Raw genomic sequence first — 16,026 nt, 5'->3', positions numbered from 1 at the left:
CCTCTCCTTTAGAAGAGGGCTGGGGTGAGGTTAGCTAAGCGACAGATTTCTCCTCGTACCTCGTTCTAAATGACAATGCGTGTTAATATCGCTATTAAATTATTCCGTAAAGCGCTCCGCCCTTTTCACCCATTTTATCAACCAACTTTTCGGTAGCCGGGTCTTTTTCCAGCACGGGCGCATGGTGTGGTTTTATACGCGCGTCAATAATCAGCGGCCCCGTACATCCCCAATGTTTATGCTCGGTAAAGCTGCCAATGCCATATATATCATGCGATGGATTGCTGCGGGTAAAGGTTACCCACACCAGGTTATTGATGTTTTGCGCGGTAAAGGCGGCATCATCACAAAGCACTACCAGGGGCAGGCCATTCAGTTCCTTATCACTTAATGCTTCTTCAAGTATCTCCAGCATCAGGGGCATATCGCTGGTGGTAATATTTTTGGGCACCTCAACAGCAAGCACACCCGGCATAGCCATTTTAAAGCCGCTGAAAGGCCTCGGTAAGCTGAACCAGGCTGGCAGTTCATTCCAAAGTTCACGCTTAATGCTACCAGCTACCGTAATGGCCACTTTACTGCCACTGTTTAGTCCGCTGCCACTGTAGTCAAGGGTATCAATGGTGGTTTTGGTATAAAAGTGCAGGTCGCGGGTAAGGTCAACACGCTGCAGTATGTGTTTCAGAAAACCGCCTATATCATGTATGTCCAGCTCCGGGTCATCCTCCTTAGCGGCAATAAACAGGTATTTGGCCAGGCTTAGCTGGTTTTTGCCTAAAATATGGTTGGCTATAGTGAGTATCTCCTGCGGACGGCGCTCATTCAGATAAGGCGTATAACGCTCACTGCCGATAGCAAATAACAGCGGATGCACGCCTGCGGCGTCAACAGCGTTAACGGCTACAAGGCCCGGAATTTCCTGTGGCAGGGCAGATCCGGCTATCTCATGGATCAGCGCGCCAAAGCTGGTATCCTCCTGCGGCGGGCGCCCTACTACCGTGAACGACCATATGGCATCCTTACGGTGATAAACATTGTGCACCTTCATCAGCGGGAAGGGATGCGTTAAGCTATAATAACCGAGGTGATCACCAAAGGGGCCTTCGGGCTTATTCTCATGCGGCATTACGGTACCGGTTATCACAAAATCCGCTTCCGCCGAAATACAAAAACCTTCATCATCATAAAAATAACGGAAACGGCGGTTACCCAACGCGCCGCCAAACGTCATTTCAGACAGGCCCTCGGGCAGTGGCATTACCGCAGCAACCGGGTGCGATGGCGGGCCACCTACAAATATGCTCACCTTTAACGGCTGGCCTTTAGCATTGGCCTTGGTTTGATGCACACCTATACCACGGTGCAACTGGTAGTGCAGGCCTATCTCATTGTTAAGCACATACTCGTTACCGGCAAGCTGGATGCGGTACATGCCCAGGTTGGCATTCATAATGCCGGGCTTGTCCATATCTTCGGTATACACCTGGGGCATGGTAACAAAGGGGCCGCCATCCATAGGCCAGTTTACTACCTGTGGCAGTTCACTTATGCGGGTACGCCCAAAGCTGATAGGTGCCGAACGCCTGCCTACCTTCATAGGCAGGGCTGAAAGTGCGGTAAGACCAACATTAGCGTATTTAAACGGATTTTTAATAGCCTTTATTGGATCATTCTTTATATCGACCAAAGTTTTTACCTTATCCAGCGTATCTCTGAAAATAAATTTCGACCTGTCAAGCGTACCAAACAGGTTTGATACCGCCGGGAACTTGCTGCCCTTAACATTCTCAAACAATATAGCCGGTCCCTGGTGCTCAAAAACGCGCAGGTGTATGGCTGCCATTTGCAGGTACGGATCAACTTCTTCCTTAATACGTATCAGGTGGCCGTTGCGCTCAAGGTCGGCAACGCAGGCTTGTAAACTTGAATAACCCATTGCGGCTAAATTACGTACAAAAATATCATTAAGGGATACCGAATAGCTAAAGGCGTTAAAAAGCAACACATCCGGGCATTATTTTGAAATAATGATGAGATTATTATTAAATACTTTTTATTATTGCGTTAAGAGTGTTAAATTTTCAATAAAACCTGCTATCGCATATAATTCCGGATATTACTGGTTATTATTGTTAACAATATCACTTAAAAATATTACATCTTCACTTTTTTAAAACCAAATGCTAAAAATCGCATTCAACAATAATTAACATACTCCAATAACATAAAACACAATGAAACCAACTTTACTGATACTTGCAGCGGGCATGGCCAGCCGCTATGGCAGCATGAAGCAAATTGACGGCTTTGGCCCCAACGGCGAAACTATTATTGATTACTCTATATACGATGCCATCAAAGCAGGTTTCGGTAAAATAAGCTTCATCATTCGTGAAGAATTTGCTGAGCCATTTAAAGCCATATTTGAGCCTAAATTAAAAGGCCGTGTTGAAACGGATTACGTTTTTCAAAACTTCGACCTGAAACAATACGGTATTGATAAAGAAATTGAGCGTGCTAAGCCATGGGGTACCGCCCACGCGGTATTAGCTGCCCGTAACCAGGTGAACGAGCCATTTTGCGTAATTAATGCTGATGACTTTTATGGTTATGATGCCTTTGAAAAAATGGCGAAGTTTTTAACCACCGAGGTTAGCGACGATACTTACTCGCTGATAGGTTACCAGATAGACAAAACCCTTTCAGAGCACGGTTCGGTATCGCGCGGTGTATGCAAGGTAGAGGATGGCAACATGGTTGAGATCAACGAGCGTACCCAAGTATACTTTAAAGAAGATGGCAGCGTGGTTTACGAGGATGGCGGTGTTGAGTATCCGCTACCTAATGATACCCGTGTTTCTATGAACTTCTGGGGCTTTACTCCGGCTGTATTTAAACAAAGCGAGCCAATGTTTGTGAAATTTGCTCATGCCAATGAGGGCAATCCTAAATCAGAATTCTTTATTCCGCTGGTAGCTGACGAACTGATCAAATCAGGTACAGCATCATTTAAAGTGATCCCTACCGCCAACAAATGGTTTGGTGTTACATATAAAGAAGATAAACCAATTGTTCAGAAAAGCATCTCTGAACTTGTTGAGAACGGCACCTACCCCGCTAACCTTTGGGAATAAGCATCCGATAAACAGATACAGAAAAGGCTCACCTAAACAGTGAGCCTTTTTTATGCCGAAAACTTCCTGTTGCCATATCCATCAATGTAAAAAGACTATTGACCAATGACAACTCCCTATCAAGCCTGCCCTACCGGCCCGCCAAAGTTCATGGGGAAACCGCCGTTATCATCGGGTATGCGTATGCGGCCGTTCGCGGCTTCAAATTTGGCTACATTCTCTTCAATAGCGCTTAAGAGCCGCTTGGCGTGTTCGGGGGTAAGTATAATGCGCGATTTTACTTTTGCCTTGGGCACGCCCGGCATAATGCGTATAAAATCGAGCACAAACTCAGAGGTTGAGTGTGTAATGATGGCCAGGTTTGAGTATATGCCCTCGGCCATCTCTTCAGACAGCTCTATATTCAGTTGATTGTCGTTTTGTTCTTCCATAACACTAAAGTACTAAGCAGGGTTAAAACAGGCAAGTAATAAACAAAATAGCCTTACCTGTATGCAGGCAAGGCTATTAATTAATTGTTTAAAACGCTTAAAGTTTGCTCTTAAAATCTTCGTAAGCAAGTTTAATGCCTTCGGGCAAATCAATGGTATGTTTCCAGCCGTAACCGTGCAGCTTGCCAACATCCATCAGCTTACGTGGCGTGCCATCAGGCTTGGTGGTGTCAAAATCAATATCGCCTTCAAAGCCAACTATATCTTTTACGAGGTAAGCAAGGTCTTTTATAGCGATATCTTCGCCTGTACCTATGTTTACCAAACCGGGCTCATTGTAATGCTCCATCAGGTAATAGCAAGCCTCGGCCAAATCATCAGCAAACAAAAACTCACGTTTTGGCGAGCCTGTACCCCATATGGTAACAGTAGCCGCGCCCGACTCCTTAGCCTCGTGAAAACGACGGATCAAGGCAGGCAGCACGTGCGAGTTTTGCGGGTGATAGTTATCGTTATAGCCATACAGGTTGGTAGGCATTACCGATATGTAGTTACAACCATACTGATCGCGGTAAGCATCGCACATTTTTATACCGGCTATCTTGGCAATAGCATAAGGCTCATTGGTAGGCTCAAGCGGACCGGTAAGCAAGTAATCTTCCTCTAAGGGCTGCGGAGCCATTTTAGGGTAGATACAGCTTGAACCCAAAAACATCAGCTTGGTAACACCATTTAAATGAGCGTTATGGATGATGTTGTTTTGAATCTGCAGGTTATCATACAAAAACTCGGCGCGGTAGGTATTGTTAGCAACAATACCGCCTACCTTAGCCGCGGCCAAAAACACATAATCAGGTTTTTCGGCAGCGAAAAAATCAGTTACCTGTTTCTGATCGCGCAGGTCAAGCTCTGCTGATGTACGGGTTATAATATTAGTATAACCTTCTTTTTGCAGTTTGCGGTAAATGGCCGAACCAACCATGCCGCGATGGCCTGCTATATATATCTTGGAATTCTTATCCATTTAAAATTATACAGAATGTTTAATAAAATAAGCTACAGCTTATTCAAACTGGTTTTTAATAGCATAGCCCGAATCTTTAAGCAGTTTTTCGCGCTCAAACAGTTCAAGGTCGGCAGCCATCATTTCCTTAACAAGGCCTTGCAGGTCATATTTAGGTTTCCAGCCCAGTTTTTGGTTTGATTTGGTAGGATCACCTATCAGCAACTCAACCTCAGTAGGGCGGAAATATTTTGGATCAACCGCTACCACTTCTTTGCCAACAGGTAATTGGTACAGCGGGTTGCTGCAGCTTACAACATATGCTTTTTCGTCAGCGCCTTCGCCTTTAAATTCAATTTCGATACCGGTTTCAGCAAATGACATACGAACGAACTCACGTACACGTGTGGTTACACCAGTAGCGATTACGTAATCTTCAGGAGTTTCCTGTTGCAGTATCAGGTACATGGCCTCAACATAATCTTTAGCGTGGCCCCAATCGCGTTGCGCGTCAAGGTTACCCAGGTAAAGTTTATCCTGCAAACCCATCGCAATTTTAGCGGTACCGCGGGTAATTTTGCGGGTTACAAAGGTTTCGCCGCGCAGCGGGCTTTCGTGGTTAAACAGGATGCCGTTGCAGGCATACATACCGTAAGCTTCGCGATAGTTAACAGTGATCCAGTAACCATACAGTTTAGCCACAGCGTAAGGCGAGCGTGGGTAGAAAGGCGTAGTTTCTGATTGTGGTACAGCCTGTACCAAACCATAAAGCTCAGAAGTTGATGCCTGGTATATCTTTGTTTTTTGAGTTAAGCCTAATATGCGTACAGCCTCTAATATACGCAGGGTACCGATACCATCGGCATTCGCGGTATACTCAGGGGTATCAAAGCTCACCTTTACGTGGCTCATAGCACCCAGGTTATATATTTCATCGGGCTGTACATCCTGTACAATGCGTATCAGGTTGGTTGAGTCGCTCAGGTCGCCGTAGTGCAAAACCAGTTTAGGGTTAAGTTCATGCGGATCCTGGTAAAGGTGGTCGATCCTGTCAGTATTAAATAATGAACTGCGGCGTTTAATACCGTGAACCTCATAACCTTTGCTCAGCAACAATTCGGTTAAATAAGCGCCGTCCTGTCCTGTTATGCCTGTAATTAATGCTTTTTTGCCCATATTTTTGTTTAGTAGAGTGATAACTTATTTCGTATAGGATATGTTATTTAGATGATTTATTTTATTATTTACATAATTCGATAAAAAATCATGTGAAGATAATAATAAAATTGCTTTTTATTGCCAATATTATAAAATTAATATATTAATTATATCCAAATTGTTTGGCCGCCATTCCGGCTATCTCATTACCTATTGCCAATGATGCTGTTGCCGCAGGTGATGGCGCGTTAAGTACGTGTATCATGTTGCCCTGCTGCTCTATCTTAAAATCATCTATCATTTCGCCATTGCTGCTCACCGCCATAGCACGAACGCCTGCACGGCCGGGTACAATATCATCCATTTGCAGACTGGGGATCAGTTTTTGAAGCCTGTCTAAAAACAAGCGTTTTGAGAAGGCGCGCTGATACTCGTCAATACCAAATTTCCAGTGTTTGGCAAAAAACTTCCAGGTGCCTTTAAAGCCGAAAGCAGCGGCAGTATCACGCAGCGAAAAATCGGTTTTACCGTAGCCTTCACGCTTAAATACAAATACAGCGTTAGGGCCGCATTCCACACCGCCCTGTATCATGCGGGTAAAGTGTACACCCAGGAACGGGAATTTAGGATCAGGCACGGGGTAGATCAGGTTACGCACCTTGCTCATCCCTTTTTCTGACAGGTCATAATAATCGCCACGGAAACCAATGATGCGGGCATCTGTATCGATGCCTGTTTTCTGGGCAATACGATCGGCTTGCAAACCGGCACAGGCTACAATATTTTTTGCCCTAAACACGCCTCTTGGTGTAGCCACTGTGGTTATGTCGCCCTGCCTTTCAAAGCCGGTAACTTCATAACCGGTGAGCACTTTGCTTTGCGGAAATTTCGCTTCAATAATTTCTTTGTACTTAGCGGCAACGCTGGCAAAATCAATAATACCGGTACACGGCACCCATATACCTTCAATACCGCTACAGTACGGCTCGATCTCCTTTATACGGTCAATACCTATTTTTTCAATGCCTTCAACCCCGTTGGCCAAACCGTTGTTAAACACGCGGTTCATGTGCTGCAGCTCAGATGGGTCGGTAGCCACGATCACCTTACCGCATATATCATGCGGAATGCGGTGCTCTTTGGCAAAATCAACCAACTCCCTACGGCCCGAAATACAAAGGCGGGCTTTGTATGAGTTTGGCTTATAATATATACCGGAGTGAATAACACCCGAGTTATGCCCAGTTTGATGTGCGGCTACATGATCTTCCTTTTCAAGCAACAGTATTTTAAGATCAGGGTTACGTGAGTTTATTTTATATGCTGTGGCAAGGCCTACTATACCTCCGCCAATCAATATCAGGTCATAATCGTTACCCATTGCTTATTAAATACTGTTATTTGCTTAAATGTAATTATTAAATACTTATTTCATTAACACAACAGACGAATAAGGCTGTAATGTAACCTTGCCTGTGTAAGTTTTGTTATTTGCATCACGGTAAGTACCGTTAAGTGTAACCGTTTTTGGCAATGCACTGGCATTATACTCAAAGCGCGAAGCATCATCACTCATATCCTGAAGTTGCTTGTTGGTATTTGCCAATGATAGTGCGGAGCGAAGTAACCTTGTACGGTTTAATGACATGGTTTGCTTTTTTTTGCCGACCAAAATATTACCTAATATGGTGTTGTTTTGTGAGTCGGCATCCTTTGCATAACTAACCAAAATTTGGTTGGAATTGTTATAACAGGTGTTACCATCAATATTGATATTACGCGCACCGTTTAAAAATATGCCCGAACCAGTACAATTAGCTATCGTGTTATTTTTTATATCAACATCATGTGAGCGCTCATCCATATAAATACCATGCGCATTAGGGTTGGCATTGTAGGATCCATCATATGAACCTACTGAGTTAAGGATAATATTTGATACAATTTTTTGATTGGTAAAGTTATTGGCTTGTTTACCGCTAAAAGTATATATACCGCCGCCATCACTTTTGGTTAGGTTTATATTTTTTACAAGATTATTTTTGATAGTGACATTGGCTGATCGAAAATCAATACCACTGTATCCAACACCGTCAATAGTGTTATTTTGAATTAAGGCACTGCCTGCTTTAGCATTATATCTCACACCTACAAAACTGCCCGAGCTATTGGTACCCCGGCCTGCTACCAAACCAATATTTTTTATGGTATTGTTAAGCAACTTAAAACCCGAATGATCATACACCACAACCGCGTTATTATACACGTCATTTATAGTACATCCGTCAACAACCACATTGTTACCTTTCCCCAAAATGGATATACCATCCTGCCCAACATCGCTGATGGTAACATTACGCACGGTAAAAGCCTTGAGGTTTTTACCATTTATACCAAACTGGCGTTGCTGTGCAATAGCTATATTTTGTATTACGATGTTTGATTGCCCCACAACATTAACACCGGCTGTATAAATAGATGCCTCTATGCCTCTCCCGCCCGGATCACTAACAGAATACAGCATTACCTGCTTGGTTGACGGGTTAAAATACCATTCGCCATCCTGATCAAGGGTTTTAGGGTTATCCTGGATAAAGTACCCCCAGTTATCATTCATAGGTGTTTGTGTACCTTTAAATATAAGTGTGTTACCCTGCTGACTGATAATTCTGTCACTATCTATCTGCCAAAGGTTTTTACGTATCACTACATCCCCACCTGTCCAATCGGTAGTTAGCGGCTCCTTGCCTGTTAACTGGGTTTTGCCAATGTGCGAACGGATGGTAAGAAAACCTTTGTTAGGATACCTGCCCAATGGCAATGGCTGATTATTGGCAAAAAGGTTGATAGCCGAACCAGTGTATCCGGCACAATCAGCAACCCATATATTGCCTGATGAACGTTTCCAGCCGGTAAGTGGTACCGTGCCATTTATAACCGGCTTATTGCCTGTGCCATAAGCACTGATGGTTATGGGGGCACCACTCGTACCTGATTGCCTTATGTTGAGCTGGCCGTTAAAAGTATCACCTTTTTTAAATGACAATACATCGCCGGGATTAAGCACCAGTTGATTAGCCTTTGCTATTGATTTGATTGGCGCGCTTGCTGATGTACCGGCATTGCTATCATTGCCATCAGCAGATACGTAATAGGTTGACTGTGCAAACACGGGTGTGCTTGCAACCAACATGAACAGATATTTTATTAAAAAAAAATTTTGCTTCATCACGATACGTTTTTATAGTCAGACAATGTTTAACTGCGTAAGTTTATTATTGTTTACTGATCACCTTAAACTAACGTGTAATATCGTCATCTGTTGCTATATTGGTTTATCGTTTTTTGAATACATATTTACTTTGGTAAGGACCAAACGGAATATGTGTAAATACTGCCTTATTGATCATTCCCGGAGCAGCGTCAGCAGGGCAAATAAAATCACCCGTTTCGGTTGTGAAACCTTCGGCACTGTCAAGCCGCTCATAATTGCCAAAAGCTTCATCAAAGGTTGTAAAATTACTGCCCGGAAGCACCATATCCACAAATAGTTTGAATTGCTGCTCTTCTGAAAAGCCAAGCACATCATACATATTTACGCGGGGATATTCTTCCATCACTCCGCCAAACGAAGCGTTGTATATTTTCTTACCTTCCTTATCAAAAAACTCGCGCCCGGCTTTAAAGTTATCAATCATATCCTCAACCGTAGGATTGCGGTAGGCCATGCCTTTACCATCATAACGCGGGTCAAAATGGTTAGGGTCGTCATCTTTTTTACCTACCCAGTCGCGCTCGCTTATTTTTTCAACGCTACGCTTGGCAAAGGTCATATCAACACCAAGCATATATATTTCCTCAAAACCCAGGTAAGCCAATATTTGCAAGCCACCGTTAACTACGGTTTTGTTAATACCACACTGAGGCAGGTTTAACGAGTATTCGGGCTTATCCATGTAAAGCCAGTGTATTTTTTCTGACTCGGGGAGGTAGCTTTTAAAATCAACATTTGAGGGATGAAGATCAGGAAAGAAAGCGTATTCAACAACCGGCAGTATCTCGTCGGCTATTTCTTTATATATCTCTTTTAGTTTAAGATCGTCAGTAACCAGGTAAAAATCTGGCAGCCAGTTAAGGCGCTCATACAACAGGTTAATACGGTTAAAGCACATGGTGTACTCATCCTTTAACAAATAAAGGGGCGTTTTATTGATGCTTGGTCCGGCACCAACAACAAACACGCGCTTACCTTTATATTTATCTTTTAAATTCTTCCATTTTTGAATATTATGCTCATCAGTCTTTTGAAATGCACGCTTAAGCTTAACAATACCATATTTAACCAAACGTTCTGAAAAAACTTTCAGCCCGTCGGTTTCCATTATTCTTCTTCCCTTTTTAATTAAGCTTTGCATAGAACATATTATACTTTGTTTACTGACTTACCATTTCCTCAATAACAGGAATGTATGCCTTATTTAACTGATATTTACTGGCGAATTAACATTTTATTTTGATTACCACTTTTTTTATCTGTTCAGGCTCGTTCACACACAACTGGGGTGCATGCCCATCCGAAGGATAGAATACAGCAAATATGCCGTTACCTGTTAATACAGGGGTATAATTGCCGGTGTTGTTGTGGTAAAAACGCCTGTCCTTCTCCTCATCATACGGGATGTAGGGTGTAAGCGTATCAACATGTGCCCAGCGTATAAGCTCAGTATTTACAATGCAATACTGCACATCAATAACATGCCGATGCGTTTCATAGCCAAAATCGTTCTCGTACGATGTACCGTACTCCATCACGATGGCTTTAGCTGTTGGCGATACGGTGTAGGTGCCGGGTTCAACATCAGCGCCAAGGCCTTTTATAAATTTTAAACCCAGATAAATATCCTCGTGGATATCTTTATAAAACTCCAGGTTATCGAGCGAATCAACGATCATGTTATTGTTTGATTAAACTGTTGTAAGCATAAACGTTCAGGAAGTTTTTACCTGTACCGTTGCTTATATCGGCCTTGCCACCGGCCGCCAAAACAAGTGCAAGCCCGGCAGCCACATCCCATATAGCGATGTTATTTTCGGCATATGCCTCAACGCTACCTTTGGCCACATAGGCCAGTGATGTTGCTGCCGAACCAAATAGCCGCACTTTTTTATAGTCTTGAATATTCTTTACAAAATCCTGCAAAACTGCTGTATCAAATTTTAGGTAAACCGGAAAGCCGGTAGCCAGTATGCTGTCCTTCTTTTCGGCTACGCTGCTAACGCTGATAGGCTCACCGTTCAGGTGAGCACCCTCGCCTACTATGCCTGTAAATAGCCTGTCGTGCATAAAATCGTACACCACGCCCAATACCGGCTCGCTACCGTTCCATAAACCGATAGAGGTACAGAAAATATCGATCCCTCTGGAAAAGTTGAGGCTGCCATCCAACGGATCAACTATCCATTGGTATTGGGTATCACCTTTTGTACCATCTGCATTAAGCACCTCGCCTGCTTCCTCGCTTAATATACCAAATGCCGACTCGGCATGCAGTGTATCAAGTATAGCCTTTTCGGCTACCAGATCGGCCTCCAGCTTAATATCCTTACCTACGCTGCTGTTAATTTTAATATCAGCATTCAGTAATTCCCTTAATGCCTTACCGGCTTTGGTGGCTGCTTTTACAGCGGTATCAAGGCTTTGCCTAACTAATTCTTTATCCATTTATACAGCGGTTGTTTGGTATTACAGGCTCAAAAATTCTTCGTCCTTAGCCAGGTAATTCACAATAATGTGGTTAATGATCATGTGGATATCCTCGATCGGCCCATAATCTTTATCCTGGTTTGGCGTATAGATTTTGTATTTGCTGTTCTCTTTTAGTTTACCACCTTTAAAGCCGATGAACGATATAGAGTTACCGCCTTGCTCATTAGCAAAATCAACCGCGCGAACAAGGTTTTCAGAGTTACCGCTTGCTGATATAACAACCAGGGTATCGCCTTCGCCAAATACACCGCGCATTTGCTCAACAAAAATATCGTTGAAGTCGGTATCGTTACCAACGGCGGTCATCAAAGGTGCATTGTCAGTAAGGGCCAGTATTCTTGGGCGGAATTTAGAGAAATAACGTACGAAGAAACGAAAATCAGCCTGCATGTGCGATGCAGTAGCCGCGCTGCCGCCATTACCGGCAACATACACAGTTTTACCGTTTTTAAAGGTATCAATAAATACAGTAATTACCTGCTCAAGCTCTGCCGGATCGATCAGTTCAAGCAGATCAACGATCTTTTGTTTGTAGCTAACTAAGTGTTCGGTTACGGTGTTCTTTCTATCCATGATTGATTGTTTTATTAAAAGTCTTTTTGTTTATATACTTCGTCAATGATTCGCATTAATTTCTGAGCATCGTCAGACGTGCCGATAACCACCGGCTGATCTTTAGTAACGGCATCAAAAAAGTGGTCAACCTCATAACGCCAGCTATTGTTGTTGGTGTATTTGGTGGTTACCTCATCCTTCCAGGTTGCGGCAGGCGCGGTTGAACGGTTACGTGCGATAGACAGTGTTTCTTCGCCGTATGACATGGTTGAGGTGATCAAGCCATTCAATACCATATATCCTTGTTCCAAAAATATCTCTAACGAGAACAGGTGGCGCCATTGCGTCATGGTTGAGTGCAGTGATGCTACCTTACCTGTTTTAGTATCTTTTAATATAACGAAGGCGTTATCCTCAACGTCCATGTGCCAGTACAGGTTGGATACCTCGGCCTTAACCACATCATAATCACCTGAAAGGTACAGGAACAGATCGAGCATGTGTATACCCTGGTCCATCAGGATGCCACCACCCGCCAACTCCTTTTTAGCACGCCATTGGTTAAAGTAATCTGCAGTAACGCTTTTGCCATAGCGGCCGCGCAGCCATAATACTTTACCATACTCGCCACTGTCAATCAGCTCTTTCATGCGGATAACGCTGTCATGATGGCGGTGGTTAAAACCGTACATCAGCTTTTTGCCGCTTTTTACTTCGGCTTCGCGTATCTCAGCAACATCAGCCTCGGTAAATGCCGGTGGTTTTTCGCAAAAAACGTGCTTGCCTGCATTTAAAGAGCGTATGGTAAGATCCTTATTTAAAAAGTTAGGCGTACAAACAAATACAATATCTATATCAGGGTGTTTGATGATGCCATCGTGATCAACATTGGGTAAGCCATTTATTTCGGGCTGGTTGTTAGGTTCAGATACTGCAATAACTTTTCCGCATTTTAGCTCATCAATAGCCTGGTGCCTGGTTTTACCCATTACACCATAACCAATAATACCAACTTTTAAGCTCATACTAATTTATAATTTATGTTTTTCAGTGTGTTATTCTTTTACTCGTAAAAACCTGCTCGGATGACCACCAACAATTGAATTGGCTTCAACATTCTTTACTACCAGACTTCCTGCCCCAATAATCACATTATCGCCTATGGTTACATCACCAATAATCAGGCAACCAGGAGCTATAAGCACATTATTGCCTATTACCGGATACCTGTCGCCATTGGAGCCGATGGTTACGCTATGCCCTATGTAAACATTATTACCTATAACAGCCTTGCGGTTTACCACCACACAGTAACAATGGTTAAGCCTGAAACCCTCGCCTATACGCGTGTCTACCGGCAAATCAACACAATACCTGTTGGTCATAAGCCTGTAGTACAAACTCAGGGGCAATAATAGCAACGATGCTAAAGTACTTTTATGGAAATGGTTAAGTATCCTGTACAGAATAACTATCCTGTAGTTTTTTTTGGTGAGAAAAAGTATCACCAAAGGTTTTTTATCCTTTCCTCTCAGTTGCTTTATATCAGCTTTTAACTTGCCCGATAAGCTGCTCATACTGTTATGCTAATGCGTCAACTAAATTTTGAGCGGCGTCTATCTCCATCTGCAGCTTGCCTTCGGTAGCGTACGAGCCCAGGTGCGGCGTAAGTACAATATTATCCAGCTCACAAAGCGGCCCGTCATACGGCTCTTTATTGTATACATCAACCGCTGCGGCTGACAGCTTGCCTGATATAAGGGCATTATATAATGCTTCCTCATCAACAACACCACCACGGGCTATGTTAACCAGGAATGCGCCATCCTTAATTTTTTCAAATTCTTTAGCGCCTATTACCGCTGATTTATCGGCATTGCCCGGTACGTGTACCGTAATAATATCGGCTTGCGAAATCACGGTTTCAAAGTCGGCTATCTCAACACCGGCTTGTTCAGCCCAGGCTGTATCCGGATAAAGGTCAAAACCAATAACCGGGTTGCCTATGCCCTTGAAAAGGCCTGCAACCATACGGCCAATACGACCTAAACCAATAACACCAATCTTTTTGTTGATGATAAGGTTACCTGTCTGCTTTTTCCAAACCTTATTTTTCATGGCGGCATCAGCCTGCGGTATTTTACGCAGCATGGCAAACGTCATGGCCAGGGTCAACTCGGCAACGCCACGGGTAGGGCCGTCAGGCGTGTTCAATACCTTGATACCTTTTTTTGCGGCATGGTCAAGGTCAACACTATCCATACCTACACCTACACGGCTTATTACTTTCAGCTCAGGCAGGGCATCCATTACAGCGGCGGTAAGCGGCTCAACACCGGCTACAATGCCTACGCAGTCCTTAGCAAGCTCAATAGCTTCTGCTTCGGTAAGTTTGCGTTTGTATGGGTTATTTATAACGGTATAACCTGCATTTTCAAGCAGTTCAATGGGCTGTAAGCCACATTCGCCAAAAGATGAAGGTGAAAGCAATACTTTATTCATAATATTCGGGTGTTACATCAGCGTTAGCTGATTTTGCTGATAGATATAATTCTGCAAGTTTAAAATCCTCCTCAGTACTCACTTTTATTGAGCGTACAGGGTCAAACGGGTAAAGGCCATAGTTGCCTACAAACACCGCGTAACCATGCTGCTGGTAATGCTCAATAAATTTTTTAGCGTTCCAGATACACACCGTCCAGGCGCAAAGCTGCACCGGTTTCAGGTTCTGTGTCATCGGCAGCAGGGCCTGATCGTTAAAGTTGATTGGTTTACCATCCAAAAACGACTGTAATTTTTCTTCACGTACCGAGATCAGGCAATCAAGCTGGTTATCTTCGTAATACTTGATGGCGCTGTCAATGTCCTCCGGCAAAACCAAGGGCGATACCGGGTTAACCATTACCAGGTTCTCGGTTTCAATATTCAATAAAAAATCATAGTTAAACTGATCCTGAACAATGTGATCTTCGGCCAGCTCATCCTTACGTTTGTAAAACTGCACGCCATAATCGTCGCACAATTTTTTCATGATATCAGCCTCGGAGTTGATATAGGTTTCGCTGATGTATTTTGAGCCTTTGCAGGCTTCAATAGCGTAACCTACCATTGGTTTGCCATTAATAAGGCGAAGGTTTTTCTTTGGGACCCGTTTGCTTCCTAATCGTACAGGAATCTCAGCTACGTATTTCATTAATAATTTATTTGTACTTTATATTATCAGCTTATGCCAACTGCTCTTTGGTAAAAAACGAATCGTAATCCTTTTTCTCAAAAATATCAAGCATACCACCTATTGTGGCATCGTAAACCTTGCGGCCATCTTTCTCAAAAGCATCACGCGCCAGTTCGTAGGCCAGCTCTTCACCTTTGTAATCGGGTATCTTCCAGCCTTTGCCTTTAGGTATATAGTCTTTTATAAAATGGTTCTCTTCCTTATCAGTTGCCGCTACAAACTGGCCTGGTACGCCCTGCCCTTTATAGCTATGATCCTTACCTATTAACACCACTTCGGTAAAACCCATATGATAAGCTAACTGCAGGCACAAAAAGGTTACGCTATGCCCACCCCAGCCTGACTCATTAAGGTTGGTTGAAAAGCGCGCGTTATAATCCAGGTTAATAAAGGTAAGATCGGGTACGTTCTTAAACCAGTTGCGTGTGCGCCAGTTATAAAACTTTGGCCCGCCACGCTCTCTAAACTCGGCAGTAAACTGCTTCAGCATGGTTTCAATATCAGTAACCACCAGGTAGGTTGGCTCAAAACCTGAAAGGTAAATGCGGTTCATGCCAAAGGTAAACTCTGTATCGAGTTTTGTAAGATCGGTTTTCTTTAAGCTGGGGCCGTTGGCTACAATAAAGCAACGTTTGCCTTTATGCAGATCGCGGTAATGATCGAGATTGATCTTGCTTTGTTTTGCAGGTGGGGTATCCAGTTTCCAGGCCAGCGAATGCGGAATATATTTTAAACGGTTCATG

General features: G+C 43.4%; 16 protein-coding genes. 1 reads left to right on the top strand and 15 read right to left on the bottom strand.

Annotated features, from left to right (window positions below):
* Window positions 1-94: 94 nt before the first annotated feature.
* Window positions 95-1,936, bottom strand: coding sequence for a UbiD family decarboxylase (locus LJ707_RS11820; protein WP_228952510.1), 1,842 nt, complete (start codon window positions 1,934-1,936; stop codon window positions 95-97).
* Window positions 1,937-2,234: 298 nt separating this feature from the next.
* On the opposite strand from LJ707_RS11820, the gene LJ707_RS11815 reads away from it, so the two are divergent.
* Entirely contained in the window at window positions 2,235-3,134 is a 900-nt protein-coding gene (locus tag LJ707_RS11815; RefSeq protein ID WP_228951161.1) for a sugar phosphate nucleotidyltransferase, read from the top strand.
* A 119-nt stretch (window positions 3,135-3,253) separates the two neighbouring features.
* On the opposite strand, the gene LJ707_RS11810 is transcribed toward LJ707_RS11815, so the two are convergent.
* The 14 genes from LJ707_RS11810 to LJ707_RS11740 all read right to left on the bottom strand — a co-directional run bounded on the left by LJ707_RS11810 (window position 3,254) and on the right by LJ707_RS11740 (window position 16,025).
* Window positions 3,254-3,565 carry a DUF3467 domain-containing protein gene (locus LJ707_RS11810; protein ID WP_228951159.1) on the bottom strand — a complete coding sequence of 104 codons (312 nt, stop codon included), beginning with the start codon at window positions 3,563-3,565 and terminating at the stop codon, window positions 3,254-3,256.
* Between the two features lie 97 nt (window positions 3,566-3,662).
* Entirely contained in the window at window positions 3,663-4,589 is a 927-nt protein-coding gene (locus tag LJ707_RS11805; RefSeq protein WP_228951158.1) for a GDP-L-fucose synthase, read from the bottom strand.
* A gap of 39 nt (window positions 4,590-4,628) precedes the next feature.
* A complete protein-coding gene (gene gmd, locus LJ707_RS11800; protein ID WP_228951157.1) occupies window positions 4,629-5,744 on the bottom strand; it encodes a GDP-mannose 4,6-dehydratase in 1,116 nt (371 codons plus the stop codon).
* 145 nt (window positions 5,745-5,889) lie between these two features.
* A complete protein-coding gene (lhgO, locus tag LJ707_RS11795) occupies window positions 5,890-7,107 on the bottom strand; it encodes an L-2-hydroxyglutarate oxidase (RefSeq protein WP_228951156.1) in 1,218 nt (405 codons plus the stop codon).
* Between the two features lie 45 nt (window positions 7,108-7,152).
* Complete coding sequence (locus LJ707_RS11790; protein ID WP_228951155.1) at window positions 7,153-8,955, bottom strand: right-handed parallel beta-helix repeat-containing protein; 1,803 nt, start codon at window positions 8,953-8,955, stop codon at window positions 7,153-7,155.
* Between the two features lie 106 nt (window positions 8,956-9,061).
* On the bottom strand, window positions 9,062-10,141 hold the full coding sequence (locus LJ707_RS11785; protein ID WP_228951154.1) for a 6-hydroxymethylpterin diphosphokinase MptE-like protein: 1,080 nt from the start codon (window positions 10,139-10,141) through the stop codon (window positions 9,062-9,064).
* A gap of 85 nt (window positions 10,142-10,226) precedes the next feature.
* Window positions 10,227-10,679 (bottom strand): YhcH/YjgK/YiaL family protein, encoded by a 453-nt coding sequence (locus tag LJ707_RS11780; protein ID WP_228951152.1) that lies wholly within the window; start codon window positions 10,677-10,679, stop codon window positions 10,227-10,229.
* 1 nt (window position 10,680) lies between these two features.
* Window positions 10,681-11,448, bottom strand: a complete 768-nt coding sequence (locus tag LJ707_RS11775) for an inositol monophosphatase family protein (RefSeq protein WP_228951150.1) — start codon at window positions 11,446-11,448, stop codon at window positions 10,681-10,683.
* A 21-nt stretch (window positions 11,449-11,469) separates the two neighbouring features.
* Window positions 11,470-12,066 carry an SIS domain-containing protein gene (locus tag LJ707_RS11770; RefSeq protein ID WP_228951149.1) on the bottom strand — a complete coding sequence of 199 codons (597 nt, stop codon included), beginning with the start codon at window positions 12,064-12,066 and terminating at the stop codon, window positions 11,470-11,472.
* Window positions 12,067-12,080: 14 nt separating this feature from the next.
* A complete protein-coding gene (locus LJ707_RS11765; RefSeq protein WP_228951141.1) occupies window positions 12,081-13,073 on the bottom strand; it encodes a Gfo/Idh/MocA family protein in 993 nt (330 codons plus the stop codon).
* A gap of 30 nt (window positions 13,074-13,103) precedes the next feature.
* Window positions 13,104-13,625, bottom strand: a complete 522-nt coding sequence (locus LJ707_RS20350) for a serine acetyltransferase (protein ID WP_304610901.1) — start codon at window positions 13,623-13,625, stop codon at window positions 13,104-13,106.
* 4 nt (window positions 13,626-13,629) lie between these two features.
* The gene (locus LJ707_RS11750) at window positions 13,630-14,550 is read right to left on the bottom strand and encodes a phosphoglycerate dehydrogenase (RefSeq protein ID WP_228951138.1); all 921 of its coding nucleotides are present in this window, start codon (window positions 14,548-14,550) and stop codon (window positions 13,630-13,632) included.
* Window positions 14,543-15,241 (bottom strand): cytidylyltransferase domain-containing protein, encoded by a 699-nt coding sequence (locus LJ707_RS11745; RefSeq protein WP_228951136.1) that lies wholly within the window; start codon window positions 15,239-15,241, stop codon window positions 14,543-14,545. Before LJ707_RS11745 ends, LJ707_RS11750 begins: the two co-directional genes overlap by 8 nt.
* A gap of 31 nt (window positions 15,242-15,272) precedes the next feature.
* Complete coding sequence (locus tag LJ707_RS11740; protein WP_228951134.1) at window positions 15,273-16,025, bottom strand: 6-hydroxymethylpterin diphosphokinase MptE-like protein; 753 nt, start codon at window positions 16,023-16,025, stop codon at window positions 15,273-15,275.
* Window position 16,026 lies beyond the last annotated feature (1 nt).

It is taken from the genome of Mucilaginibacter sp. UR6-1, from assembly GCF_020880975.1.
In the GTDB taxonomy this organism is placed as follows: domain Bacteria; phylum Bacteroidota; class Bacteroidia; order Sphingobacteriales; family Sphingobacteriaceae; genus Mucilaginibacter.
This window is presented reverse-complemented; position numbering and strand designations above follow the sequence as displayed.